General features: G+C 60.1%; 23 protein-coding genes and 1 riboswitch. Of the genes, 15 read left to right on the plus strand and 8 right to left on the minus strand.

The annotated features are described in order from the left end of the window. Window positions 1–84: 84 nt before the first annotated feature. Window positions 85–185: riboswitch (yybP-ykoY riboswitch) on the minus strand. A 360-nt stretch (window positions 186–545) separates the two neighbouring features. The 4 genes from VL130_RS08185 (at window position 546) to VL130_RS08200 (ending at window position 3,714) form a co-directional block, all read left to right on the plus strand. After that, window positions 546–1,148, plus strand: a complete 603-nt coding sequence (locus tag VL130_RS08185) for a 5-formyltetrahydrofolate cyclo-ligase (RefSeq protein ID WP_325362283.1) — start codon at window positions 546–548, stop codon at window positions 1,146–1,148. A 36-nt stretch (window positions 1,149–1,184) separates the two neighbouring features. Then, a complete protein-coding gene (locus VL130_RS08190; RefSeq protein WP_325362284.1) occupies window positions 1,185–2,018 on the plus strand; it encodes a TIGR00282 family metallophosphoesterase in 834 nt (277 codons plus the stop codon). Between the two features lie 123 nt (window positions 2,019–2,141). Continuing rightward, on the plus strand, window positions 2,142–2,897 hold the full coding sequence (locus tag VL130_RS08195) for a YebC/PmpR family DNA-binding transcriptional regulator (RefSeq protein WP_325362285.1): 756 nt from the start codon (window positions 2,142–2,144) through the stop codon (window positions 2,895–2,897). A 160-nt stretch (window positions 2,898–3,057) separates the two neighbouring features. Then, complete coding sequence (locus VL130_RS08200; RefSeq protein ID WP_325362286.1) at window positions 3,058–3,714, plus strand: glycine zipper 2TM domain-containing protein; 657 nt, start codon at window positions 3,058–3,060, stop codon at window positions 3,712–3,714. Between the two features lie 13 nt (window positions 3,715–3,727). Here VL130_RS08200 and VL130_RS08205 read toward each other — a convergent pair whose 3' ends face one another. The 3 genes from VL130_RS08205 to VL130_RS08215 all read right to left on the minus strand — a co-directional run bounded on the left by VL130_RS08205 (window position 3,728) and on the right by VL130_RS08215 (window position 7,854). Next, on the minus strand, window positions 3,728–4,180 hold the full coding sequence (locus VL130_RS08205) for a GNAT family N-acetyltransferase (RefSeq protein ID WP_325362287.1): 453 nt from the start codon (window positions 4,178–4,180) through the stop codon (window positions 3,728–3,730). A 102-nt stretch (window positions 4,181–4,282) separates the two neighbouring features. Then, window positions 4,283–6,334, minus strand: coding sequence for a hypothetical protein (locus VL130_RS08210; RefSeq protein WP_325362289.1), 2,052 nt, complete (start codon window positions 6,332–6,334; stop codon window positions 4,283–4,285). Between the two features lie 50 nt (window positions 6,335–6,384). Then, window positions 6,385–7,854, minus strand: a complete 1,470-nt coding sequence (locus tag VL130_RS08215; protein ID WP_325362290.1) for a tetratricopeptide repeat protein — start codon at window positions 7,852–7,854, stop codon at window positions 6,385–6,387. A 348-nt stretch (window positions 7,855–8,202) separates the two neighbouring features. Here VL130_RS08215 and VL130_RS08220 point away from each other — a divergent pair, with 348 nt between their 5' ends. Both VL130_RS08220 and ettA read left to right on the plus strand, forming a co-directional pair. Beyond that, window positions 8,203–8,703: a GAF domain-containing protein gene (locus VL130_RS08220; RefSeq protein ID WP_325362395.1), complete on the plus strand. Its 501-nt coding sequence runs from the start codon at window positions 8,203–8,205 to the stop codon at window positions 8,701–8,703. Window positions 8,704–8,805: 102 nt separating this feature from the next. Beyond that, the gene (gene ettA, locus VL130_RS08225) at window positions 8,806–10,473 is read left to right on the plus strand and encodes an energy-dependent translational throttle protein EttA (RefSeq protein ID WP_325362291.1); all 1,668 of its coding nucleotides are present in this window, start codon (window positions 8,806–8,808) and stop codon (window positions 10,471–10,473) included. An 80-nt stretch (window positions 10,474–10,553) separates the two neighbouring features. On the opposite strand, the gene VL130_RS08230 is transcribed toward ettA, so the two are convergent. Further along, window positions 10,554–10,841, minus strand: a complete 288-nt coding sequence (locus VL130_RS08230; protein ID WP_325362292.1) for a hypothetical protein — start codon at window positions 10,839–10,841, stop codon at window positions 10,554–10,556. Window positions 10,842–11,166: 325 nt separating this feature from the next. On the opposite strand from VL130_RS08230, the gene VL130_RS08235 reads away from it, so the two are divergent. From VL130_RS08235 to VL130_RS08270, 8 genes are all read left to right on the plus strand, one after another. Then, window positions 11,167–11,469 carry a hypothetical protein gene (locus VL130_RS08235; RefSeq protein ID WP_325362293.1) on the plus strand — a complete coding sequence of 101 codons (303 nt, stop codon included), beginning with the start codon at window positions 11,167–11,169 and terminating at the stop codon, window positions 11,467–11,469. A 97-nt stretch (window positions 11,470–11,566) separates the two neighbouring features. Next, window positions 11,567–12,298 carry a hypothetical protein gene (locus VL130_RS08240; RefSeq protein WP_325362294.1) on the plus strand — a complete coding sequence of 244 codons (732 nt, stop codon included), beginning with the start codon at window positions 11,567–11,569 and terminating at the stop codon, window positions 12,296–12,298. Next, entirely contained in the window at window positions 12,298–13,893 is a 1,596-nt protein-coding gene (locus VL130_RS08245; protein ID WP_325362295.1) for a hypothetical protein, read from the plus strand. Before VL130_RS08240 ends, VL130_RS08245 begins: the two co-directional genes overlap by 1 nt. After that, window positions 13,880–14,833 (plus strand): MoxR family ATPase, encoded by a 954-nt coding sequence (locus tag VL130_RS08250; RefSeq protein WP_325362296.1) that lies wholly within the window; start codon window positions 13,880–13,882, stop codon window positions 14,831–14,833. The genes VL130_RS08245 and VL130_RS08250 overlap by 14 nt, the downstream gene beginning before the upstream one ends. A 61-nt stretch (window positions 14,834–14,894) precedes the next feature. Continuing rightward, a complete protein-coding gene (locus VL130_RS08255) occupies window positions 14,895–16,211 on the plus strand; it encodes a DUF58 domain-containing protein (RefSeq protein ID WP_325362297.1) in 1,317 nt (438 codons plus the stop codon). A gap of 12 nt (window positions 16,212–16,223) precedes the next feature. After that, window positions 16,224–17,261, plus strand: coding sequence for a stage II sporulation protein M (locus tag VL130_RS08260; RefSeq protein ID WP_325362298.1), 1,038 nt, complete (start codon window positions 16,224–16,226; stop codon window positions 17,259–17,261). After that, entirely contained in the window at window positions 17,261–18,190 is a 930-nt protein-coding gene (locus VL130_RS08265) for an RDD family protein (RefSeq protein ID WP_325362299.1), read from the plus strand. The genes VL130_RS08260 and VL130_RS08265 overlap by 1 nt, the downstream gene beginning before the upstream one ends. A gap of 131 nt (window positions 18,191–18,321) precedes the next feature. Continuing rightward, a complete protein-coding gene (locus VL130_RS08270; protein ID WP_325362300.1) occupies window positions 18,322–19,644 on the plus strand; it encodes a UDP-glucose/GDP-mannose dehydrogenase family protein in 1,323 nt (440 codons plus the stop codon). 68 nt (window positions 19,645–19,712) lie between these two features. Here the strand turns inward: VL130_RS08270 and VL130_RS08275 are convergent, their stop codons facing one another. From VL130_RS08275 to VL130_RS08290, 4 genes are all read right to left on the minus strand, one after another. Further along, window positions 19,713–20,477, minus strand: coding sequence for a hypothetical protein (locus VL130_RS08275; RefSeq protein ID WP_325362301.1), 765 nt, complete (start codon window positions 20,475–20,477; stop codon window positions 19,713–19,715). 56 nt (window positions 20,478–20,533) lie between these two features. Next, entirely contained in the window at window positions 20,534–21,592 is a 1,059-nt protein-coding gene (locus VL130_RS08280; protein WP_325362302.1) for a LacI family DNA-binding transcriptional regulator, read from the minus strand. A 444-nt stretch (window positions 21,593–22,036) separates the two neighbouring features. Further along, window positions 22,037–22,897 (minus strand): glycoside hydrolase family 16 protein, encoded by an 861-nt coding sequence (locus tag VL130_RS08285; protein WP_325362303.1) that lies wholly within the window; start codon window positions 22,895–22,897, stop codon window positions 22,037–22,039. 88 nt (window positions 22,898–22,985) lie between these two features. After that, window positions 22,986–24,572: a sodium:solute symporter family transporter gene (locus VL130_RS08290; RefSeq protein WP_325362304.1), complete on the minus strand. Its 1,587-nt coding sequence runs from the start codon at window positions 24,570–24,572 to the stop codon at window positions 22,986–22,988. Between the two features lie 91 nt (window positions 24,573–24,663). Here VL130_RS08290 and VL130_RS08295 point away from each other — a divergent pair, with 91 nt between their 5' ends. Further along, complete coding sequence (locus tag VL130_RS08295; RefSeq protein ID WP_325362305.1) at window positions 24,664–25,188, plus strand: mismatch-specific DNA-glycosylase; 525 nt, start codon at window positions 24,664–24,666, stop codon at window positions 25,186–25,188. Window positions 25,189–25,288 lie beyond the last annotated feature (100 nt).

The raw sequence follows: 25,288 nt of genomic DNA on the forward strand, positions 1-25,288 counted from the left end.
CAGGGCCGGGCAAGCGAAGATCCAATGGCGCATGCAGCGGCTTGCCCGGCAAAGGCAATCGCAGCATGGCCAAAGGTCTCGCCTGACAGATTTGATCTGTTGATCACACCATGGAGCGGCGCTCCAATTATGTTGACGTGATCCCTTCCGGAAGCGGAAGGCGGCTACTCCCCAATGACAATGCGCGCCTTATGACGGATTTGCCGGCGTTTGAAAAGCTTGTTTGTGCCCAAAATCGTCATGTGTCATCGTCATGCGTCTTGAGTTCGCCTTGATCAGGCCCTATTATAATCGGTGGCGGGTCTTGCTGTGGCTCCCGTGGCGATCACTATTCCTTCTGACCTTAATCACTTAGAACGGGGACTGGCTCTGATCTGGACCGTGGTCCTAGTTACCTGGTTCCCACCTGACTAGTCAGGTCTGAGAGGATTTAACCGCATCGACACGACTCTTATGGCGCCGCCAACCTCTTTTCGCCTCGATTTCAGACAGTGCTTTTTCCCGCCGGATTTGCTAACGGTTAATAGCAAACCGGAGAACTGGCCATGCTGACTGCCGACCAAAAGCCGCTGCTGCGCAATGAAATGAAGCGCCGCCGCGCGGCTTTCGCGCAAGGTTCGCCACTGGCAGGCGATATGCTGGCCGAGATCGCCCTGGACCATCTGGACGCGCGCCGGCAATGGCCCGCTAAGGATGTGGTTATCGGCGGCTACTGGCCGATTCAGAGCGAGATCAATCCCTTTCCCCTGATGCAGGTTTTCAAGGAACGCGGATACGCCTTGGCGCTGCCCTGCCTGGTGGCGGAGGGGGAGGAGTTCCACATGATTTTCCGCCGGTTCAGCCTCGGGGATGATCTGGTCAGCGGGCCGTTCGATATTCACCAGCCGGCCGATGACGCCGATGAAATTGCGCCGGACCTGGTGCTTCTGCCGCTGCTGGCCTTTGATGAGCAAGGCTGGCGGCTGGGCTATGGCGGCGGTTATTACGACCGTGTACTGGTGCGTTTGCGGGCGCAAAAGGACATGAAGGCCTACGGAGTCGCTTTTTCGGGTCAGCAACTTGCCGAAGTTCCGTTTGAGGTGCATGATCAGCCCTTGGACGGTATTTTTACCGATCAGAGCGTCATTCATGTGCGCTCCAAGGTGTAGCTCCCGCCGCAATGGAGCTTAGAAACTGGACTTTTAATGCGTTTTGCTTTTTTTGGTGATGTTGTGGGCCGCGCCGGACGCGAAGCCCTCAGCGAACACCTGCCTCGTCTCAAGCGTGAGCTTGATCTGGAATTCGTCATCATCAATGCGGAAAATGCCTCGGCGGGCTTCGGCCTGTCGGAAAATTCGGCGCGCCAGTTGTTCGATGCCGGCGCCGATTGCCTGACGCTCGGCAATCATTCGTGGGACCAGAAAGAGGCGCTGACCTATATCGTCCGCGAACCGCGCCTGATCCGCCCGATCAATTATCCGCCGCTGGCCGATGCGCCGGGCCGCGGGGCCAACCTGTTCGAGACGCAATCGGGCAAGCGTATACTGGTGATGAACGTGCTGGGGCTGGTGCATATGGCCTCGATGGACGACCCCTTCGGCGCGGTAGACAAGCAGCTTGAAGCCTGTCCGCTTGGCATGGCGGCGGATGCGATCGTCGTCGATATGCACTGTGAGGCGACCTCTGAAAAAATGGCCATGGGGCATTTCTGCGATGGCCGCGCCACGCTCGTGGTCGGCACCCACACCCATGTGCCGACGGCCGACGCGCAGATCCTGCCAGCGGGCACGGCCTACCAGACCGACGCCGGCGCCTGCGCCGATTATGACAGCGTGATCGGCATGGACAAGGAAGAACCCTTGCGCCGCTTTACCACCCGGATCGGCAAGGAACGCTATCGCCCGGCGTCCGGCCCGGCGACGATCTGCGGCGTCTATGTCGAGAGCGATGACCGCACCGGCCTGGCGACGCGGATCGAACCCATTCGTATCGGCGGGCGGTTGTCGCAGAGCTTGCCTAAGGTGCTGGTTTCGGTTTAAAGCGTCGGCATTATACCAATCTTCAAACGCCAAGGCGTTTGGCGAGTGCGACCGCGCGCTGCGCCCAGAGAACGTTTCTGGTGCGCGAGCCTCGCGGCGCTTGAGCGCTCTACGAGGAAAAAAATGGCCGGCCATTCCAAATTCAAGAACATCATGCACAAGAAGGGCCGCGCCGACGCCGTGCGCTCCAAGCTCTTCTCCAAGTTGTCGCGCGATATCACCGTCGCCGCCAAGATGGGGATGCCTGATCCGGCGATGAATTCGCGCCTGCGCCTGGCGGTGGCTATGGCCAAGGCCGAATCGATGCCGAAGGACAATATCGAACGCGCCATCAAAAAAGGCGCCTCCGGTGAAGCCGATAATATGGAGGAGGTCCGCTACGAAGGCCGCGGCCCTGGCGGTATCGGCCTGATCGTCGAGGTTTTGACCGACAACCGCAACCGCTCGGCCAGCAATGTCCGCACCGCCTTCTCGAAATACGGCGGCCAGATGGGCGACACCAACAGCGTGGCCTTCATGTTCGACCGCGTGGGCGAGATCACCTATCCGCTCAAGGCCGGCGACGCCGACAAGATCTTTGAAGCGGCGATCGAAGCCGGCGCGGCGGACGTTGAGACCGACACGGATGAGGAAGACGGCGGCCACACCATCTACACCGCCTATGAAGACCTCAACGAAGTGGCTGAAGCGCTGAGCAAGCTCCTGGGTGATCCGAAATCGACCGGCATCGTCTGGAAGCCGCAATCGCTCAATCCGGTGACCGGTGAGCCGGTCCGGACGCTGATGAAGCTGATCGACGCACTTAACGACGACGACGATGTGCAGAACGTCTATGGCAATTTCGAAATCTCCGATGAAGATTACGAAGCGCTGGGCTAAGCCCGAAACGATCCTTTATCGCTTGTTTATAAAAGCGTTGCGGATGGGTGACTGCTGTTATTTCAATTGTGTTTTCGCGCCGATTCAAGCCTTTGCTTGAGCCGGAAAGTGTGCGACTATGCCCCGTTAACCATTTTTAAAGCCGTGGTCGGGGGATGCGATGAAGGCCTCACGTTTAATTCTTACAGGTCTGGTGATCGGTACGGGGCTGGCGATGTCTGGCTGCGTGACCACACCGGAGCCGAGGGCGATCAACACGGCGGGCGCCGACGAGGCCTGCCGCGCCGACTATACCGGCGAGGCGCCGGAGATCATGACCTACGATCCCTATACGCGTGTTGAAACCCGCGTGACGCGGACGAGCGACCTGCCGGTCATGTCTTCCAATGCCACAAAGAATTCGGTCGGGCTTGACCCTTATGCCAGCAACCCGCGCGACGGCAGCTTTGTCTGTACGCGACGCGGCGCCTATGGTGTCGAATTTGTTCGTGGCGGTCCCAATCCGGTGATTGTCGGGGCGGTGGCCGGCGCGATTGTCGGCAGCGTCGTGACGCAGAATTCCAAAGGCGCGCAGCAAGGGGCGGTTATCGGCGCCACTATGGGATCGAGCCTGAACGCCGGTGATTCCAACGCTATTTCAGTTGGCGCGGCCACGGGAGCGCTGATTGGCGGCGCCAATGGCGATACCGATGGCGCGGCGGCCGGCGCGGTTGCCGGCGCGGTTTTAGGCCTTCAGGCCAAGGACAAGCAGGAGGGCGGCTGGCACTGGGGCCGTCATCGTTCGCGTGATAATGACGGCGGCGACGATAGTTACTGATCAGGTTTCCGCTCTACGAAACGCGTGTGGGTAGTCTGCGAATCTGGAAACCGGTCTTGTTCTGTTCAAAACCTGCGTCCTGATAAAATTTCAGAATAGCCGGGCGCTTTGACCCTGTAAGCAGCATGACTTTATAGCAACCGGCACGCCATGCCGCCTCCGTCGCGTGCTTGAGGACGGCCTTGCCATATCCCCTGTTGCGAAAGGTGGAATCGGTCACGACATTTTCGATCAAGGCATAGGACGCACCGCCACGCGTGAGATTCGGGATCACGACAAGCGTACAGGTCGTGACGATCGCCCCGTCCAGGCATCCAACGAGAATATGGCTGCCTGGATAACGCTTCAGCAACTCCAGATGTCTCAGGGCGTCCTCAACCGTCGTTTCCTTATCGTCAGGGGCGAGATGGCGATACAGTTTCAGCAGTTGCGGTATATCTTCGCCGCCGGCAGATCGAATCTTCATGTCGTATCCTTGAGAGGCCTGTCTTGGTTCGCAAGCCTTCCGGTCGATCGGGAAAGTCATCCGTTAAAAAGCCGGACCGTAGATTTACGGTCCGGCTTTTGTTTAGTTGATCCTGGGAATAGGCGGCACCGGGTCCGGCACGGCGGGTGCATCCCGTCGTGGCGACGGGTTGCGCGGCGGTGGCGCGCCCTGGCTCGATTCCGGATTGTCGGGTGAGTTCGGCCCGGCCACGTTGCCGGTCGCCATGCGGTAGGGCGGACGCGGCAGGTAGGTGTCGAACAGCGGCATGAAGGTGCCGGCATTCACCGAATAGAGGTTGTTCTCGTTGCTGTAGAGTTCCTGCGACAGCCATTCCTTGCCATCGGCCAGAGCCAGATTGGTGTCGTCATCCTCGAAGGGATATTGCCCGTCGGCGATATCGGCATTGGCGTTTTTGCGGAAGGTGTCGCAGCGCTGACCCCAGGCCGGGTCGGCGGGGGACTGGATACAGATCGCCTTGAGCGCGCGATAGGAGGCTTCTTCCACGTCCTGATCGACCTTACCATTATCCGCCGGCAATCTCAGCTTCTGGTAATCCTGGCATTGCTGCCATGACGCGGCCGTCACCTGGGTCATGTTGCGGCTGCATCCGGCGCGGACCAGTTCGCTGTTGGAACGGTCATCATAGGTGCGGGCCTTGTTCATGGTCTTGAACGTGGTGGCGCGGAACTTGTGGCACACGGCGCCGGCATGGCCATCGGACGGCGAGTCGGCGCAGGCTTCGCTGAGCAGGTCGTAGATGCTCCAGTCAACGCCACCGCCGGGGATGCCGAACGCGGCCTGCTGGTGCCACGGCGTACAGTTGCGGAATTCCGGCGGCACATCGCCCCAGCTCAGGTCTTCGCAGCGCTCGGTTTCGATGTGGTTATTGACCGCGCGCAGCATGGCGCCGGGCTTTTTCAGGATCGCCGCCGTGCGCACCAGGCGAATGTGATTGTTGCCGACATAGGCGGTACCGCGTTCGAGATTGATCCCGACCTCATCGGCAAAGATGTAGTTGTTGAGGATGCGGACCCGCTCCAGATTACTGGTAATGGCATGGTCGGAATAGAACAGCGAATTGGAAACCAGGGCTTCGCCAACGCCATCGAGATACAAGCCATTGCCATAGAACAGCGTCTTGGTCTGATCGATGGTGACGATGCTGCGGTTGGTTTCCAGGCTGAGATCGATCGCCTTGGCGTTTTCGCCGCGCTCGAAACCCTGCCAGTCGCCCAGTTGCAGGACGGTAACACCGGTCAGGCGGCTGTCATTGGTGATGTCGCCGCGGATGCCGTTATAGGTGCTGGCTATGCGGCTGTTATAGATATAGAGCGACGCGTGGTTGATCTCCAGCGCCGCGTCTTGCGTGCGGGCGATCAGGTTGGTGTCGGTCATATTGAAACGGCCGGCTTCGATCGCCACGGCCGAGCGCTCGCCATCATAACGCAGGTTGGCGTTTTCCAGGGTGAATTCGCCGCCCGAAGCTGAAATGCAGGACTGGCTGGCGCCGCGTGTCGACATCAGGGTCAGGTTACGGACGATAACCATATCGGCGGTCGGTTCGACCCGGATGCAGCTTTCACCCTGCGGCGCTTTCAGCACCAGCGGGTGATTGTCATAGCCCTGTCCGGTTTCCGGCTGGATGATGATGGATTTGCGTAAGCGCAGGCTGACCTCGCAGACGCTGTAACCGGCATAGGCTTCCGGCAGGTCGGCGGCGCCGAGGCCGTTTGACGTGCGCCAGCCGCGGGAACCCCGCAGGTAAAGTGTGCTGCCGGAAGGCAGGCGCGCCAGCAGGCGATCAAGCGCATAGGGGCCTTCGCTGCAATCGAAATGGGCGACTGTGCCATTGCGGAAGCGGCGATTCCAGTCGTCGGAGCCGTACCCGTAACCATAGCCATAGCGCCGCTGCGAGCGGCAGGTGCGCAGTTCGGGATCGAGCAGCACGCCGAAGCAGGGGCGGATGGTGGCGTTGACGCGGGCGGCGGCATTGGAGCCGGCCATAGCGCTTTGCGGCGCCGACAGGGAAAAGAGGGCGGTGACCAGCAGGATCGCTACGCTCAGCACAAGACCCTGGCCAGGCAGCCGGCCGGGCCTTTGCGAACTTAACTGACGGTCCTTACGCATCCACATGCTCGTTTTCCTTAAATCCCTGCCTCCGTGAAGCGGAGGCATCGCAGTACTTAATTATCCGGGGTACGCGATACTTGCGCCAGCACGGCTTGCAGGCGGCCGGCCGAAGGCTTGAAGCCGGCGAGGGCGGCATCCAGCTGCATGACGACGGACTCGGCTTTGTTCTGGTCGGCCACACCCTTCATGCCGAGGTCGAAATAGGTCGACATGGCATAGCGGGCTTCGGGCGAACCCTGGCTTTCGGCTTTTTGATACCAATAGAAGGCGCGGGCATAATCGACCTCGACGCCGACGCCTTCGGAATACATGACGGCCAGAACGAGCTGCGAGCGGGAATCGCCATTCACGGCCGCCAACTGGATGGCGCGGACACGGTCGAGATAGGTCAGGCGTTCACCGCCCGGCATTCCGATCATCGAACGCAGGCCATCGATGGTCTGTTTCGGCACGTCCTTTGGCTCGAAACAGGCGACATTGAGCAGGTTCAGATAATCGAGCGCGCGGACGACATGGATGAACGGCAGTTCTTCCATGCGCGACAGGGCATAGGAAGCCGCGTCATCCGGACGGCTTTCGTCCGAATGCGGCACGCCGCCTTGCGGGGCTTCGGGCGGATAGAATTCATAGGGGGCCACCCAGCGGCGGGCCTTGGATTCGACGAAGGACGAATATTTGGCGCGGGTGGGCGCTGATTTCTCGAAATCCTTGAGCAGGACATAGGCCCCGACATCGCCGGTTTCCGACGCTTTATAGTTATACAGATAAGCATCGACATCCGAGCGCTCGAACAGGGTGCGGACATTCGACATGCCGTAATTGCGGCCGCGCATCATGGCGCGGATGGCTTGCGGATTATCGGCCGGCTCGCCCATCGGGCCGTACTGATCGTCATACAGGCGGCCGAGCGTACGGAAACCGTCAGCCCCCAGTGACGCCTGGATATAGATGACGCGATCGCGCACCTTGTCGCGCTCGCCAGAATCCATCATCGACAGTTCGTTATCGAGCATCCGGTAAGCGCGTTCGCGCTCATAGGCGCGGCATTTATCGTAGCGTGACGCCAGAACGCCGCCGCGCGGGTCCATGGCGCGGCTCATCGGCGCATAGCCCTGCTGATTGGCCAGGGCCATCACCAGCCAGACGGACGATTCGATATGATCTTCGAGGTTTTTGTTTGAGGCGTCTACGGCCGCATAGCGATTGGCCAGTTCGAGCTGGGCAAAGAAATCGTTGGCGAAGCCGAGGTGGCGATAATAGCGGGTTTCGCGTTCCTGACCGTTGAAGCCCTGGGTCTGGAAAGGATCGGGCGGGCGCGGGCAGGCGTAGCTGCCGTTGATGCCGACCTTGGTGTTGAACCAGCGCCAGTCGCGCATATCGCAGCCGGACAGGGACATACTCACGCACAGGCCGGCCATCAGCGTCACCCCCATGCGGGCGAACACCTTCCGGCCTTTAAAGATCCCGCCGGCATCCCTATTTAAGGACTGTCCGGCCGACCTCGCCTGATCACATTCTGACATCAGTCATCGCTCCGACAGCGGTCGGTGTATATATGGTTAATACAACTTCTGTTAAGGATTACGAAGAGTGTCAAGCTTTGGCCCCCCAATGCAGCTAGTGACTGACTTAATCTTGTTGAGCGTTGCCGGATTGTCGCGCAGACCCCACGCGAAACCCCCTCGTAACCCGTACCCCAATGCACCTGAACGCGCGCATAGTCATCATGCGTCAAAAGCGGTGTCTTGGCCAGAAAAAAGTGTTAATAAGCCCAAGCCCACGCCGATTTCGCGTTTTGCGCGCCTGAGCACGCAAACCCCGCCCCGAAATGCCCGTGTCAGGGGAAAAATCAGGAGACAGTATTGAGTTATATGGTTAACGCGTCCTTGGCAATGATGTCCAAAGGCGAAAAATATCAAGAAGTTATAAGGGACGCGGTGGCGGTGCTCGACGGAGAGCCGGACGTGACGGCGCGCATGGCCACAGTGGTGTCGCTGCTTGATCAGGCCTTCGATAACTGGTTCTGGACCGGCTTCTATGTCGTGGATAAGGTTAAGAAATCCGCCGGAATCGATGAGCTGGTGGTGGGGCCGTATAACGGCACATTGGGCTGTTTGCGCATCGCTTTCGGCCGCGGAGTCTGCGGCGCGGCGGCGGCTACGGGAACAACGCAGGTGGTGCCGGATGTCCATGCCTTCTCCGACCACATCGCCTGCGATTCGCGTTCCAATTCGGAGATTGTCGTGCCGGTGTTCGATGCGGCGGGCGAACTGATCGCCGTGTTCGATTCCGATTCGGAGAGCTTCGGCGCCTATGATGAAGAAGACGCCGTGAATCTCGAAAAGCTGATGAAGGTCATCTTCGCGGTTTAAGTCCTGCGGCTTACCTCATCTAAATATTGCGCTTTCACTGGCCTTCCGCTAAACGAACCCATCCTTAAAAACGCATTCTTTTGAGAAGGGCGCAAGCTCCCCATGGCGCAACAATATATTTTCCAGATGCAGGGCCTGACCAAGCATTACCCCGGCGGTAAGAAGGTCTTCGAGAACGTCTGGCTCAGCTTCTACTCCGACGCCAAGATCGGCGTTATCGGCGTCAACGGCTCGGGTAAGTCGACCCTGCTGAAGGTCATGGCCGGCATCGACAAGGAATTCTCCGGTGAGGCCAAGGCCGCCGAAGGCACCAAGATGGGCTATCTGGAACAGGAGCCGCATCTCGATGACAACCTGACCGTCTGGGAAAACGTCATCGCCTGGTGCGAGGAAAAGAAGACCTTCGACCGCTTCAACAAGGTGGCCGAACTCATGGGTGAGGAATACACCGATGAGTTGATGGAGGAAATGAACGCCCTCCAGGAAAAGATCGACGCCGGTGACCTGTGGGACATCGACTCGCGCATCGAAATGGCCATGGACGCCCTGCGCTGCCCGCCGAACGATAGCGGCGTGACCAAGCTGTCCGGTGGTGAAAAGCGCCGCGTCGCCCTGGCCCGCCTGCTGCTTTCCAAGCCTGACATGCTGCTGCTCGACGAGCCGACCAACCACCTGGATGCCGAGTCCGTGGCGTGGCTCCAGCACCATCTCGAAAACTTCCCCGGCTGCGTTATCCTCGTCACCCACGATCGTTATTTCCTCGATCAGGTCACCAAGTGGACGCTCGAACTCGACCGTGGCAAGGGCGTGCCTTACGAAGGCAACTATTCCGGCTGGCTGGAGCAGAAGACCAAGCGCGTGGTGCAGGAGCAGTCGGAATCCGAAGCCCGCCAACGCGCGTTGACCAAGGAACTGGAATGGGTGCGTTCCGGCGCCAAGGCCCGTCAGTCGAAGTCGAAAGCTCGTCTGGCCGCCTATGAGGACATGGTGCGCGAACAGGAAAATTCGCGCCAGGCGCAAAACTTCGCCACCATCCAGATCCCGCCCGGACCGCGCCTCGGCAATCTGGTGCTGGAAGTCACCGGTCTCGAAAAGGAATACGGCGACAAGCTGCTGTTCAAGGATCTCAGTTTCCGCCTGCCGCCCAACGGCATTGTCGGCGTGATCGGCCCCAATGGCGCCGGCAAGTCGACCCTGTTCAAGCTGATCACCGGGGTCGAGCAACCCGACGCCGGCACGCTGAAGCTCGGCGAAACGGTCAAGCTGGCCTATGTCGATCAGTCGCGTGACGATCTCGATCCGAACCACACCGTCTGGCAGGCGATTTCCGGCGGCACCGACATCATGGTGGTCGGCAAGAAGGAAATCAATTCGCGCGCCTATGTCGGCGGTTTCAATTTCAAGGGCGGCGACCAGCAGAAGAAGGTTGGGCTTTTGTCTGGTGGTGAGCGCAACCGCGTCCACCTGGCCAAGACTTTGGCGGCCGGCGGCAATGTCATCCTGCTCGATGAACCGACCAACGATCTCGATATCGAAACCTTGCAGGCGCTGGAAGAGGCGCTGGAAAACTTCGCAGGCTGCGCCGTGGTCATCTCCCACGACCGCTGGTTCCTCGACCGCTTGGCCACGCACATCCTGGCCTTCGAGGGCGACAGCCATGTGGAATGGTTCGAGGGCAACTTCGAAATGTACGAGGAAGACAAGAAGCGCCGCTTGGGCGTCGATTCGCTGATCCCGAAGCGCATCAAGTTCCAGAAGTTCGGTCGCTAGCAGGGACGCGTCCCTGCACCCATAGGTCTAAAGAAAAGCGCCAGTCAAACGACTGGCGCTTTTTCATCGATATATCGCTCTTACTGAGCAGGGGCGGGGGCCGGTTCGGTGTTTGACGGCGGCGTGGCGTTGGCCGGCGGCGGGGTGGTGGCGTTATCGACGGCCTTATCAACCTGGGCCGGGACCTGTTCAACGCGGGTGATCGTCCGGTCGGTGGTATTGGTATGGGTGTTGGTGGCAGACCCGTAGTTCATGAAATAATATCCGCCGGCCAGAATGGCGGCGAGGATAACCAGCGCCAGGATGATCAGCCCGGCATTGCTGCTGTTATTGACCTGGGGCGGCTGAGGATTGTTGATCGTTACCATGTCGCACTCTCTCTTTGTTTGCGTGTCGGGGTAGACGTGGGAAAGATAGCGGAAGCGATGCAAAAGGGCGGTGCGGGCCTATGGCTGACATGTAAGAATGGGATTGCCGGCGGGAATTATGACCTATCTCCGGCTCAAAGCCAGAATGCCCATTGCATCCTTATGACCGACCCGTTGGGTTTCAGGCGCAGGCCTGCCTTCACAGTGCATCACTTAAGACCACAAAGAGGTGATAAAGGTTAATCCGTATTGGTTTCTAACTGAAAACCGCGCAGCGTGGCGGCAAATCCTAAAACAGGCCAAACCTTAAAATAAGGAAGTAGCGATGCCACATCATCATGCGATTACCAACAGTCCCGATCTTGGCCGCGGCGCGGCCTTTACGATCCAGAGCGGCGCGTTGCGTTGTCAGGATATTCTCGATCTGCTCCTGGCGGAGGGTGGGAAAGTCGAAGCGACCGTCGAACGCTTTGACGTCACCGGTCTCACGATCCGTCAGGATGGCGCCATCTTCAAATGCCGCCCGTGGCGAATGGGCGATGCGGAGGTCAGGCGGTTGTCGGGGACCTTCTCCGTCTGGACAATCGATCAGGTGCTGGAAGCCGCCGAAGATGACGTTCATGCCTGACGCTTAATCGCTTGACCCGGCGTATGCTTGCGCTCTAAGTTCAGCGCATGGCAGCGTGGGGGCGCTGTCGCGTGACTTGAATGGGGGATTTACAGGCTTGACGCAGAACGGGGCAACAGACAGCGCCTCACACGTCGCGGTGTCCGCCGCGCGCGCCGATTCTCATGCGTCTGTCTCGAATGCGCCTGTCGATGCCGCCGAGGCCAAGCGGCTGATCGCCCAGGTCAATGGCCATCACGACCTGCAAACCACCTTCACCGCCATGCCGAAACCGGATTTGAAGGCGCTGGAATTCTGGAGCAAGGTTTTCAAGAACATCAGCGAGTTTTTTGAGAAGGTCGCCCACGTCTTCAAGCCGCTTGGGCCCTTCATGCCCTATATTTTGGGCGCCCTGGCCATCGCCCTGATCGCGCTGCTATTGTCGCCATTCGTCCGCATGATGATTACCTCGCGTTTCCAGAGGCTTTTCCCGCGCGATCATCTGCGCGCCGATGCGCCCTGGCGGCCAACGCGTGAAGCGGTCGTGGCCCTGCTCGGTGACATCGACAAACTGGCGGCCGCCGGCGATTATGACGAAGCCGTCCATCTGCTGCTGGTCCGTTCGGTGGCCGATATCAACGCTTTCCGGCCTGATCTGGTCCGCAAGCATTATTCGGCGCGCGATATCCGCTCGCACCCCTTGCTGCCCGAAGCGGCGCGGCCCGCCTTTACCGAAATTGTGCGCTGTGTGGAAAAGAGCTATTTCGCCGGCATAGCGGCTACACGTGCGGATTTTGAAGCCTGCCGCGCCGCCTATACCGCCTTTATCGCCGCAGAGGGGATCGCCTGATGGTCCTGAAGCCGGTTTCCCTGACAGCGAAGAAAACATTCAAAGATCGCATTGGCAAAGCCTCTGGCTGGCTGCCCGCCGTGGCGGCGTTTTTATGTCTGTGTTTGTTCGCCGCTGCGGCCATAACCTTGCTGGATGTCAATTCCGTGCCGGAAACCGGCCAGAAGGCCAATACCACTGGCCTTTCCGCCCAGGGCACGGCGGGCTTGCGCCGTCTGCTGGAGGCAAGAGGGCATGAGGTTCTCATCAACCGCATGGAAGACGGCCCGCTGATCGAGCACGGCGATCTGGAAATCATTACGCTGGATGACGACGGCGGCACACTGACCTATGCCTATCATTTCGATAGCGACGACAAGGCCTCGGCCAGTTTCTCTTCGGCCAGCAGTGGGGCCAGCGAGGACGAGGATACGGACTACGGCGCTGCCCAGATACCAGATCCGAAGCGGTCCAGGCATATCCTGCGTCAGCCGCTGGGCAAGGCCGTGCTGATCGTGGCGCCAAAGTGGAATGCCGGCCCCGATCCGCGCAATCGCAACTGGGATCGCGGCCAGACGCTGGTCGCGGCTGCCAACGTGTTGGAAAGCCTGGGCTTCCTGTCGCCGATCACCGAAACGCCGGCGCCGAAGGACATTAAGGCGGCCGCCGCCAGGATCGCGGCCTCACCCGCTGGCACCCAAACCGTGCGCAGCGGTGACACGCTGGTGACTTTCGATACGGTGTCTTACGTTCTGAAACGCGATATGCGTACGGTGACCGAAAGCGAAAAGAAGGCCGGACTGGCCTATGAACCCGCCGCGCACCGCTGGACCTTCAAACCGGCGACGGGCGAGGGGACGTTTGGTGCGCCGCTGGCTGTCGGCGCGATTACCGGCCTGCAAACGATCTCCGGGCCGAACCTTAAGCCGCTGCTCGTCGGTCCCAATGGCGAGGCTGTGCTGTCACGCGTCATCGTCACCGGCGGTCGCGCGCAACCGAAGGCGCCGGTCTATCTGCTCAGCGATCCGGACCTGCTCAACAACCAGATACTGGCTGATCCGCAGAAGGTCATCGCCGCCCTGACCCTGACCGACACGATCAGCCCGAAAGTGGCGCCCCCAGGCCGGGTCATCTTCAACCTGACCTTCAATGGCATTTCGACCGATCATGACCTGCTGCACGCGCTCAGCCGGCCGCCCTTTATCGCCGTGCCGCTGTGTCTGCTGATCGCGGGACTTGGACTGATGTGGGCGGCTTTTTCGCGCTTTGGTCCGGCCCGCGAAGCGCCGATCGAAGCGCCTTTGGGACGCGGCGTGAAAATCCTCGCCGACAACGCCGCCCGTCTGATGGCCATCACCCTGAAAGAGATCAAACTGGGGCCGGCCTATGCCGATCTGGTCCGCGACCAGGTTTTGAAGGACAAGGGCTATCGGCTGGGCGTCAGCGCGGAAAGTCCTGACGACCTCGCCGAACGCCTGGGCGTAGCGCAAAAGACGACCGACTCCTTTATCGACCTCAAGGCCCGCTCGGCCAGGGTCATGACCGTACATCAGCTTATCGATATCACCCTGAAGCTCCACGCCTGGAAGACGGAGATACAACGTGCTCATACCTGACATCCAAGCCCTCGCGGACCGGCTGCGCGCCGAGATCGGCAAGGTCATTATCGGCCAGAAAGATACGGTCGATCTGTTGCTGACCGCGCTGTTTTCCGGCGGCCATGTGCTGCTCGAAGGCCCGCCGGGCACGGCCAAGACCCTGCTGGCGCGCGTCTTCTGCCAATCCTTGAGCCTGAAATTCGGCCGCATCCAGTTCACGCCGGACATGTTGCCGGGCGATGTGCTCGGCTCGAACCTGTTCAACTTCCAGACCTCGGCCTTTTCGCTGACCAAGGGGCCGATCTTCTGCGACCTGCTGCTGGCCGATGAAATCAACCGTACCCCGCCGAAGACTCAGGCGGCCCTGCTGGAAGCCATGCAGGAGCGCTCGGTAACGCTTGATGGCGTGAAGCACGATCTGGGGCCGCACTTCACCGTCATCGCCACGCAGAACCCGATCGAGCAGCAGGGCACCTACCCCTTGCCGGAAGCCCAGCTTGACCGCTTCCTGTTCAAGCATGTGCTGGGTTATCCAAGCCTTGAGGAAGAAAAGCGCATCGTCGATACCGCCGGCAATGCCGCGGCAACCGATCCGGTTCTGGCCGGCGTTTCGGCGGTCCTGAGCGCGGCATCCCTGGCCGAGGCGATACAGGTCGTTTCCACGGTCAAGCTCAATGACGCCAATCTCAACTATATTGTCGCCCTGATCCGTGCCACCCGCGAGGCACCGCAGTTGTCGGTCGGGGCAAGCCCACGCGCCGGCGCTTTGCTGGCCCGCGCCGCCCGCGCCAGGGCTGTGCTTGATGGCCGCGACTATGTGTTGCCGGATGATATCAAGGCGCTCTATCCGGCCTGTATGCGTCACCGCGTTTTGTTGTCGCCCTCGGCCGAGATCGAAGGCGAGAATGTCGATCGCGTGTTGCAGGGGCTTCTGGAACGGATCGAGATTCCGCGCTGAGCAATTTAGAAAAAGCGGCTCGCACTTTTTCGTTGAAAATTGCGAATAAACAAGGAAACGAATGCCCATCTATCCCACACCGCGTCTGCTGATCCTGCTGGCCTTGAGCGTACTTGTCGCGCTCGGCGTCGGGATCTATGCGCCCGGTGCGTGGGCCTGGGTGCCCCTGGCGGTGGCCCTGCTGTTCGTCGCTGCCCTGCTCGACGGCATGTTCGCCCCCGTGGGCGCCGGACTGACCTTCACCCTCAAGCCGCCGGCGGTGCTGGGCGTTGGCCGGACGGTCGATGTGCCGTTAGAGGCGCGTTTCACGAAGTGGCGGCAGCCGGGCATCATCGAACTGCGGCTGGGCCTGCACCGCCTGCTGCTGACCTCGATCTACGAACGCCGGCTGGCGCGACAGGAAGGCGCCTTTCACGGGACGCTGAACCTGAAAGCGATGGCGCGCGGGCGTGGCGATATCGATGCCGCTTATGTTCGCTGGCAGGGATTTCTGGGGCTGGTCTATGTCCAGACGCGCGTCCCGCTCGATATCGAGATCGTCGTGACGCCGGACCTGCAAGGCGTCGAACAGGACGCCGCTGACCTGTTCTCGCTCGATAATATTTACGGCGTGCGGGTGCAGAACCAGCTCTATAACGGTTCCGAATACCATGCCCTGCGTGAATATGACGCCTCGCAGGACCACCGCCGCATCGACTGGCGCTCCTCGGCGCGGCACATGAAGCTGTTTTCGCGCGAGTACCAGGCCGAACGCAATCACCATATCGTTCTGGCCTATGATACCGGCCGCCTGATGGGCGAACCGCTCGGCGGGCTGAAGCGGCTCGACCGCGCCATCTATGCCGGCCTGTTGCTCGGTTATACGGCGCTCAAGATCGGCGACAATGTCCGCACCTTCGCCTTTGCCTCCAAGCCCTATCACAATGCGCCGGCGATCTCCGGCGCCCACGGCTTCAACACGCTGAAATACCAGCTATCGGCGCTGGAGGATTCTGCGGAGGAATCCAACCACACCCTGGCCCTGGCAGACCTGAACGCCACCGTGGCGCGGCGGTCGCTCATCATCCTGTTCTCCGACTTCATCGATGAAATCAGCGCTGATTTGATGATCGAAAGCCTGAACCGCCTGTCTAAAAAGCATCTGGTTTTGTTTGTCGCCTGCCGCGATGAGGTGGTCGAGGACCTGATGGCGCGTCCGCCTGTTCAGGCCGAAGACGTCACGCGGGCGATTTTTGCGCGGCGTCTGGCCAGCCAGCGCGAACGCGTTCTGACACAGTTGCGCCGTCAGGGCGTCGAGGTGCTGGAAACGCCGACCAAACACATGGCGACGGCGATTGTCAGTAAATACCTGGCGCTGAAACGCGCCGACCGGCTGTAGGGGAGGGAAGAGATGAACGACGACATTCGCACGCCGGCCGATGCCCCAAAACCTGTCCTGCGCCTGAAAAGCCAGAAATTCCGCGAGGCGCGGCAATCGGACTGGCGCACCCTGAGCACGCAACTCGACAAAGTGGAAAAGCGTGGCCTCGGCAGCTTTTCCATCGATGAACTGCTGAACCTGCCCCTGCTTTACCGCTCGGCCATGTCGTCTTTGTCGATGGCGCAGTCGATTTCGCTTGATCGCAACATGATCACCTATCTGCAAGCCCTGTGCGTGCGGGCCTATGTCTATGTCTATGGGCCGCAGACCCGTTTCAAAGATGTGCTTTACAGCTTCTTCGGGCAAAGCTGGCCGCGCGCCGTCCGCAAACTGGGGGCTGAGATCGCCCTGGCCTTCGTGACGCTCGTGATGGGCGCCGTCGCCGGCTGGCTGCTGTGCGCCCATGATTCCAGTTGGTACAATGTCTTCCTGCCGGGCGAACAGGGCAGCCGGGGGCTGGACTCATCGGCGGAAGAATTGCGCAAGACCATCGGCGGCGCCAGGGCGGACGATGCCCTGTCGCCCTTCGCGGTTTTCCTGATGACGCATAATGTCGGCGTGGCCATCTCGACCTTCGCCTTCGGCGCGGTCTTCGGCCTGCCGACCTTCGCCCTGACCTTCTATACCGGCATCACGCTGGGGGCTATGGTCTGGCTGTTCGCCCAGCAAGGCATGGGCTTTGAATTCGCCGCCTGGCTGACCATCCATGGCACGACCGAACTGTTCGCCCTGGTCATTGCCGCAGGCTGTGGCTTCCATATCGCCCGCCGGCTGATGTTCCCCGGCGACGCCACGCGCAAGGCCGCGTTACGAGAGGCCGGCACCCTGACCGGCACAGCCATGATCGGGGTCGCGCTCATGCTAACGGTCGCCGGCTGTCTCGAAGGTATTGGCCGCCAGCTCATCACCGACCCGTTCGCCCGCATCGGCATCGGTGCGGTCATGCTGACGATCTGGGGTCTGTATTATACGTCCGTCGGTCGCAGGAAACCGGGGGAGGGTGCCTGATGGCCGCCAAATCCGCCAAACGCAGCAAACGCGACCTGATCAGCGACGCCCCCTATGGCGAACAGGGCCGCACCGCGTCTGAAATCCTGACGCCGGAAGGCGTTATCCTGCCCTTTATCAATGCCTCTTTCGGCGAACGGGTGGGGGCTTTGCTGCTCGACTGGCTGATCATGATCCTGGCGCCGGTCGTTGTGGTGATCATCTGGCTCATCCTGCCGCTCGAAGGGGTTTTCGCCGGCGGCAAGCACAAGGCTTTGAGTTCGTTTGTGATGATTGTGGGGATGTTTTTTCTCTTTTTCATCCGCTCCGGCTATTTCATCTTCTTCGAGATGGGGCCGCGCGCCGCCACGCCCGGCAAGCGCGTCATGAAATTGCGGGTGATTTCGCATGACGGCGGCCGGCTGACCCCGGCGGCGATCTTTACCCGCAATGCGCTGCGCGAGGTCGAGCTTTACCTGCCAGTGACGCTGATCTTCGCCTGGTCGGCCAATCACTCGGCCGGGTCATGGCTGGCCTTTTTCTGGGCGCTGGCCCTGCTGCTGCTGCCCTTGTTCAACAAGCAGCACGCCCGGTTGGGGGACTTCCTCGCCGGCACCCGCGTGGTGCACATGCCGAAAGCCGCCCTGAGTTACGATCTGGCGGATCTCGAAGGCGATCGTGGCCTGGGCCTTAGCTTCACGCCGGAGCAACTGGCCTATGGCGAAATGGAACTGACCGTGCTGGAACAGGTGCTGCGCGAACGTAAAGCCCCGGTGATGCGGGCGGTCGCCGCCAAGATCAAGGCGCGGATCAACTGGGTGGACCCCGGGAACGACCCGCCCAATGACGAGAATTTCCTGCGGGCCTATTATGGCGCCTTGCGGGCGCATCTGGAGGCGAAAATGTTGCTCGGCAAACGCCGCAAGGACAAGCATGACGCGCCTGTGTGAAGCGATCAGGTGGCGGATGACATAATCCGTCACCATATTTCGCTTGCCTTGGCGCGTGTATTTGGGTTTGGGTGCCGCGCAAAGTTTTGGGCAAAATTTTGTAGAATCGCTGCGTCGAAAAGGTCGAACAAATGAAGATAACGATGATTGGTTCGGGCTATGTCGGCCTGGTTTCGGGTGTGTGCTTCGCCGAATTCGGTCATGATGTCATCTGTATGGATCTGAATGCCGACAAGATCGAAGGCCTGAAGAAGGGGATCATCCCGATTTTCGAACCGGGCCTTGAAGAAATGACTCTCGATAACGTCAAGGCGGGCCGGCTGACCTTCACGACAGACATCAAGGCCGCCGTAGCGGAATCGGATGTCGTCTTTATCGGCGTCGGTACGCCCACCAACAAGGAAACCGGCCACGCCGACCTGAAATATGTCTATGCCGCCGCGCGCGATATCGCGACCGCCGTTGACGGTTTCACCGTCGTGGTCACGAAATCGACCGTGCCCGTCGGCACAGGCGACGAGGTGGAACGCATCATCCGCGAAACAAATCCGAATGCCGATGTCGCGGTCGTTTCCAATCCGGAATTCCTGCGCGAAGGCGCGGCGATCAAGGATTTCATGATCCCGAACCGCATCGTCGTCGGTATAGAAGACGAACGCGCCCGCCCGGTGATGACCGAGGTTTACCGCCCGCTGTTCATCAACCAGTCGCCGCTGATGTTCACCACGCGCCGCACCTCCGAACTGATCAAATACGCCGCCAATGCCTTTTTGGCGCTCAAGATCACCTATATCAATGAAATGGCCGACCTGTGCGAAGCCGTGGGCGCCAACGTGCAGGAAGTGGCGCGTGGCATCGGGCTGGATAACCGTATCGGCACCAAGTTCCTCCATGCCGGTCCCGGCTACGGCGGGTCTTGCTTCCCCAAGGACACGCTGGCCCTGGTCAAGACAGCGCAGGATTTCAATGCGCCGCTCAAACTGGTTGAGGCCACGGTCGCGGTGAACGACGCCCGCAAGTCGAAGATGACGCAAAAGGTCATCAAGGCGCTGGGCGGTAGTGTCAGCGGCAAAACGGTGGCGGTGCTGGGCCTGACCTTCAAGCCCGAAACCGACGACATGCGCGATTCCCCTGCCATCACCATCGTGCAGGAACTGGTCGCGGCGGGGGCCACGGTGCGCGCCTTCGATCCGGAAGGCATGGCGAACGCCAGAGAGGTCTTGCCGCCGATTACCTATTGCGACGGCCCCTATGATGCAGCCACCGGCGCCGATGCCGTGGTGGTCGTCACCGAATGGAATGAATTCCGCGGCATGGACCTGAAGCGCATCAAGGCCGCGGCCAAAGGCGCCGTGCTGGTCGATCTGCGCAATATCTACCGCAAGGAAGAGGTGGCCCGTCACGGCTTCACCTACACCTCCATCGGCCGCCCGAACGAAGACATTACGGCATAAGACATTTGCTATCAAAAAAACGCGCGACCTGGTAAGGATCGCGCGTTTTTTTGTGCTTGAAAGAACGATTATTCGAAAATGGCGGCCGCAGTTTCGGGCATGGTTTTATCTTTGCTCTGGCGCAGGCAGACATAGATGGCCGCGACAAAGATCTGGCTGACCACGCTGGACAGGCCATTGATCAGGCCTTGCACAATGCTGAAGGGCAGGGAGTCTGTCGTGCGGATGATCATGCCGGCGGTACCGCCAAGTGCGCCGCCGATCGTGCTCGATATCAGGCCGAGCACGATGATCAGCCCCAATATGCCCCAGCGATGGTTGCGCGTCAGGTCGAACGAACGTTTGACGGCGCCCCACAACCCGACATCGGGCTGACCGACATAGGCCGGAATGGCGACATAGGCGGCGATCATGAACATGATGCCGGGGATGATCAGCAGGATGGCCAGCAGGCTGCTCAATACCGTGACGATAATGCCGATGATCAGGACCGGAATGCAGTTGCCCAGAGCGTGCGCCAGAACACTGCCGATACCGGCTTTTTTCCCGACCGCCCCCAGTATGGCGATTTCAGTGATAGCGCACAGGCTGATCAGGTTGAGGACGGCGATTATCAACACGCCGCCGCCCAGAATGGCGTATCCGTTCGCGCCCATAGCCCCGATCTGCGTCGGCCAGTTTGCGCCGGTGACGCCTATCGAACTGAACAGGCCGTAATACATGGCCACCGCCGGCGCGACAGTAAACAATAGGCCGATAATCAGCAACAGAACGAAATTTTCGCCGATAAGCTTGAAGAAGCGGCTGAAAACGCCGCCGAATGTAAATGGCATGTGCCCCCCTTGGATTACCGCACGAGGTTATGACGAAGACCGTCGTTTGCCAAGGGCTATTTGTCCCTCAACGGCGCCGTAGAGCCGCGCAGGACGATATCGTGCGGCAGGACCTGATGGGGAACCGGCGTGGGCCATTCCGATGTGCCGAGCGGCGACAGTCGGGTGAACAACAGGTCGCCCGCCGCCGCGCCCAGTCTGGAAACCGGCTGGCGCACCGTGGTCAGCGAAGGCCACAACATCTCGGAGGTCGGGATATCATCAAAGCCGACGATCGAGCAATCGTCCGGCACGGTGAGGCCGAGTTCGTGCGCCACCTTGATGACCGCGGTGGCCATTTCATCATTGCTGGCGAAGATGGCGGTGGGGCGGTCCGCCTGTTCGAGCAATCGCCGGGCGCAGGGAATGGTGGCGAAATAACGAAATTCGCCGTCTTCGATGAGCGCGGGATCGATCTCCAGCCCGGCCTCTTCCATCGCCTGGCGGAAGCCTTCAAAACGCAATTCTGTGGCCGCATGATTGGGCAGGCCGCGTATATAGCCGATCCGCCGGTGGCCATAGGTCAGCAGGTGCTGGGTCATCTGGTAGGCGGCGCGCTTTTCATCGATAGAGACACTCGGCAGGTGGCGGGCTTCGGTGACCGGTGAGACGCGGACATAGGGCACGCCGGCCTCATCGAGCACGCTCAGGACAATCTCGTTATCGGTCAGCGGCGCCGTCAGCACCGCACCGTCGAGTTTCAGCCGCTTGACCAGATCCTTGGCGCGGCGTTCGATATCCGGGCTTTGGTAATCCAGTTCCTCGACCACCAGATGATAGCCGAAATAGCGGCAGCGCTCCATCAGGCCAAGCTGGACATCGTGAGTGTAAAGACCACCGGCGTCGCCATAGAGATGCGCCACCACATAGGACTTTTCCGGCGCCAGGCTGCGCATGCCGCGCGCCGATTCATTGGCCTCGAACCCCAGTTTGGCGACTGCCTGGCGGACGCGAGTGCGCATGTCCGTCGAGACATGGCGCTCGTTGTTGATGACGCGGGATACGGTCTTGATCGAAACGCCGGCCAGGCTGGCGACATCGATAATGGTCGGTTTGCGGGTGATCGGATCGGGCATTGGTCAGGTTTCGCCGGGGGAGGTCTGTGACGGTTACGCAAGCGTAGCATGGAGATGCGAACCGGACAATGGGCGGGTTCGGCTAACCATTTGATCCGGCATGGAAAAATCTTCCAGCCGTTGTTGTGCCTGCCAATTGCCTTGTCTGACGGACAGGTCTGGCTTGACGGGGGCGACAAAGGGGGCATGAAAAATAGAAAATTTAGCTGTGATATTTGTGCAAAATATCTGTAATTTCAATAAATTGGTATTACGCGCCCCGCGGACCATTGTCTGACAACATTGTCAGAATTTGTTTACACCGGGTCTTATGGGGATTAAGCCTCTTCGCGCGTCACAAGCGCCGGATAAAACCGGTCCGAAGGCCAGCGAAACGACCGGCGGGCTACCGGCATATCCGGAAAAAGAAGCGCTTCCTGAGTTCCCGAGACTCAGGAAGCGGTCTTATTTCTGATAAACCCGCACATAATCGATTTTGAATTGCCACGGCATGGTGCTGTCATCGACGCCGGTCTTGCCGCCGAAATCACCGCCAACCGCCAGGTTGAGGATCAGGGTGTGCGCGCGGTCGAAAGGCCAGGCGCCTGTACCGCTGCCTTCATTGCGGAAGCGATAGTAGTAGCGGCCGTCTATGCCTTCCTTGATCTCGTCGGGCGTCCACAACAGGCTGTAGGTATGCCACTGGCCGCAGACGGCGGGCATGGTCTTGAGGATGCCTTTCTGCGTGCCCTTGACGTGATTATAGAGGCCGGTGTGGACGGTATGATAGATCATATCCGGATTCCAGCCGACATATTCCATGATGTCGATTTCGCCGTCATCGGGCCAGGACATGTTTTCCATGGCGGGCAATTGCCAGATGGCCGGCCAGACGCCAAGGCCGCACGGCAGTTGGGCGCGGACCTCGACATAGCCGTATGCGTAGGTGTTCTTCGATAGCAGGCGGGCCGAGGTGTAATGCTGGCCGCCCCAATCGGCCTTGTCGCTCAAATCTTCCTTGCGCGCCTCGATAATGAGATTGCCGTCTTCCACGCGTGAATTTTCCGGCCGGGCATCGGAATAATACTGCAACTCGTGATTGGCCCAGCCGTGTTTGTTGGCCTTTGTGTCATAGGTCCATAGATGCGCGTCAGGCAGGCCCGCCTTGTCGAATTCATCCGACCATTTCAACGCATAGCCGGCCGGCACGCCGCCCGGTTCATCGATGGTCAGCGAATCGGCGGCGGGCCTGGTGGAGGGATCGGCCTGCGCGACCAACGGCAGGAGCAGGGCGGCGAGGGGGATGAGGCGGGCAAAAGACAGCACAAGGCAACTCCTGTAAAAGCGTTTCCATTTCTGTGTTTCGCGGATGCTTTTGCGGCTTGTTGGCGCGACGCTAACAGATCAACCGGGCCTACGCAAACCAGATCACGATCGCACCGGTCATCAGCAGAAGCGCCACAGACAGATAGCGGTAGTTCTGATACCATTTCACCGTTTTCAGGTGCCGGGTTTCCGCGCGCCAGACGTCCCTGGCGAACATCAGATGGCTGACCGTGCCAGGATCGGGCGCCGGTGCGGTCCGGCTGCCGGCGAACAGGGCCACCAGCGAGATAGAAAAGATCACCACGGCGGCGACAAGGAAATGCAGTGGGATGGCGTGGAAAACCTCGATGCCGAAGAAGAGGGCGAAGCTCGCTATCGTGCCGACCACCAATGCCGCGCCGGCGCCCGCCTTGTTGGCGCGTTTGATGAACAGGCCGGCGATAAAGACGGCGGCGATCGGTGGCACGAAATAGCACAGGATGGCCTGCAAATAGGACCACAGATCGCCGAAATGGATGATCTGCGGCGCCCACAGGATCGAAATCAGCATCAGGATAACGGTGGTGATCTGACCGGTGCGAACCAGCGCCACCTCGCTCATGCCGGGGCGAAGCTTGCGAACGAAATCCATGGTCAGCAGGGTCGAGGTCGAATTGTAGATGCCGGACAGGTTGGCGAGAATGGAGATCAGACAGGCGGCCAGGATCAGCCCGACCAGGCCATGCGGCAGGATCTGGAAAACAATATGCGAAAACACCTGATCGGGATTATCGAGTGCCGGAAACAAAAGCACGGCAGCAGCGCCTGGAATGATCACCAGGAACAGGTTGGTCAGCTTCATCGCGCCGCCCATCAGCGACCCCCAGCGGCCGTGATCAAGCGACTTGGCGGCCAGCACGCGCTGCACCATTGTCTGGTTGGCGCACCAGAAATAGAAGCCGATCAGCGGCACACCGGTCACCAGCCCGATCCATGGCATGGCGGTGTCGTCGGCCGGCAGGATCAGCTTGAGGTGCGCGGGATCGACCGACTGCATGACGTGCGTCCAGCCGCCAGCCGCCTTGAAGGTGAAGAAGCTGATGCAGGCGCAGGAAATGACGAGGATCAGCCCCTGGATGGATTCGACCATGATGACGGCGCGCAGGCCCCCGGCGATGAGGAAGCCGCCGGCCAGCGCGGCAAGCAGGGCGCATACCTGCCACAACGGCCAGTCCGGGAACATGATCTGGAACAGCACGGCCCCGGCGAAAAGTCCGCCGGCGGCATCGAGGAAAATGCCCAGCGCCACCGACAGGGCCGATACATAGGTCCGGACGAACTTGCCATAGCGCAGTTCGAGGAACTCCGGCACGGTGAAGACCTGCGACTTGATATAGGTCGGCAGCACGAAGGCGCAAAAGATGGTCAGCACGATGGCCGCCATCCATTCATAGTTGAAGACGGCGATGCCGTGGGCGTAGGCATAGCCGGTCAGCCCGACCAGCGAGGTGGCGGAAATGGTTGAGGCGTAGAGGGCGAAGCCGATCTTGGGCCACGAAGCCGATTGACCAGCCAGGAAATGGTCGCGCGCCTGGATCATGCGGCGGCGGTCACGGATGCCGAGGAGCAGAAGCCCGCCGATATAGACGCAGAAAACACCCAGGTCGAGCCAGGTCAGATTGTGCGCCAAAGGCATGTGTCGCGTCCCCGTATGGTTGGGATCAACCTAGCGCAATTCGCAATGGGCGCAAGCCGGTGGTATAGCGATCTTTAATTCCGGAGTTGATATGAATAAATTCGGTTCCCTGCCGCCCGGCCATGTGCCCGATCTGCTTGAACCCGGCCTGAAGGTCGTTTTTTGCGGTACGGCGCTTGGCCGGATTTCCGCCGAGCGGCAGGCCTATTACGCCAATCCGGGCAATTTCTTCTGGCGCACCCTGCATAAGACCGGCCTGACGCCGCAATTGATCAGGCCGCAGGACTACGCGTGTTTGCTTGAGTACGGCATTGGCCTGACCGATCTGTGCAAGGCGCATTTCGGCAATGACAACCAGCTTCCGCCGGATGCGCTCGATGCCGAGGCCCTGCGGGAAAAGATTGCGCATTATCAGCCGAAAATCCTGGCCTTTACCAGCAAGACCGGCGCAGGTGTGTTTCTGGGGCGGCCGACCGGCAGTATCCCGCTTGGCTTCCAGCCGGAGGTAACCGGCGGTACCCGGATATATGTCCTGCCGTCACCTTCGGGACAGGCGCGGATCTTCTGGAATCAACAGGTCTGGCAGGATCTGGCCGATGTCGTCCGTGTCACGTGAACATTGTAAAAGAATGAGATATTATAAGCCGATAGCGAAATTTTAGGCGACTTTTAATATGAGCCGGTTATGTAGGGTCTGGCTCGAAATAAAACGGATG

The sequence above is a fragment of the Asticcacaulis sp. genome (assembly GCF_035497195.1).
GTDB lineage: Bacteria > Pseudomonadota > Alphaproteobacteria > Caulobacterales > Caulobacteraceae > Asticcacaulis.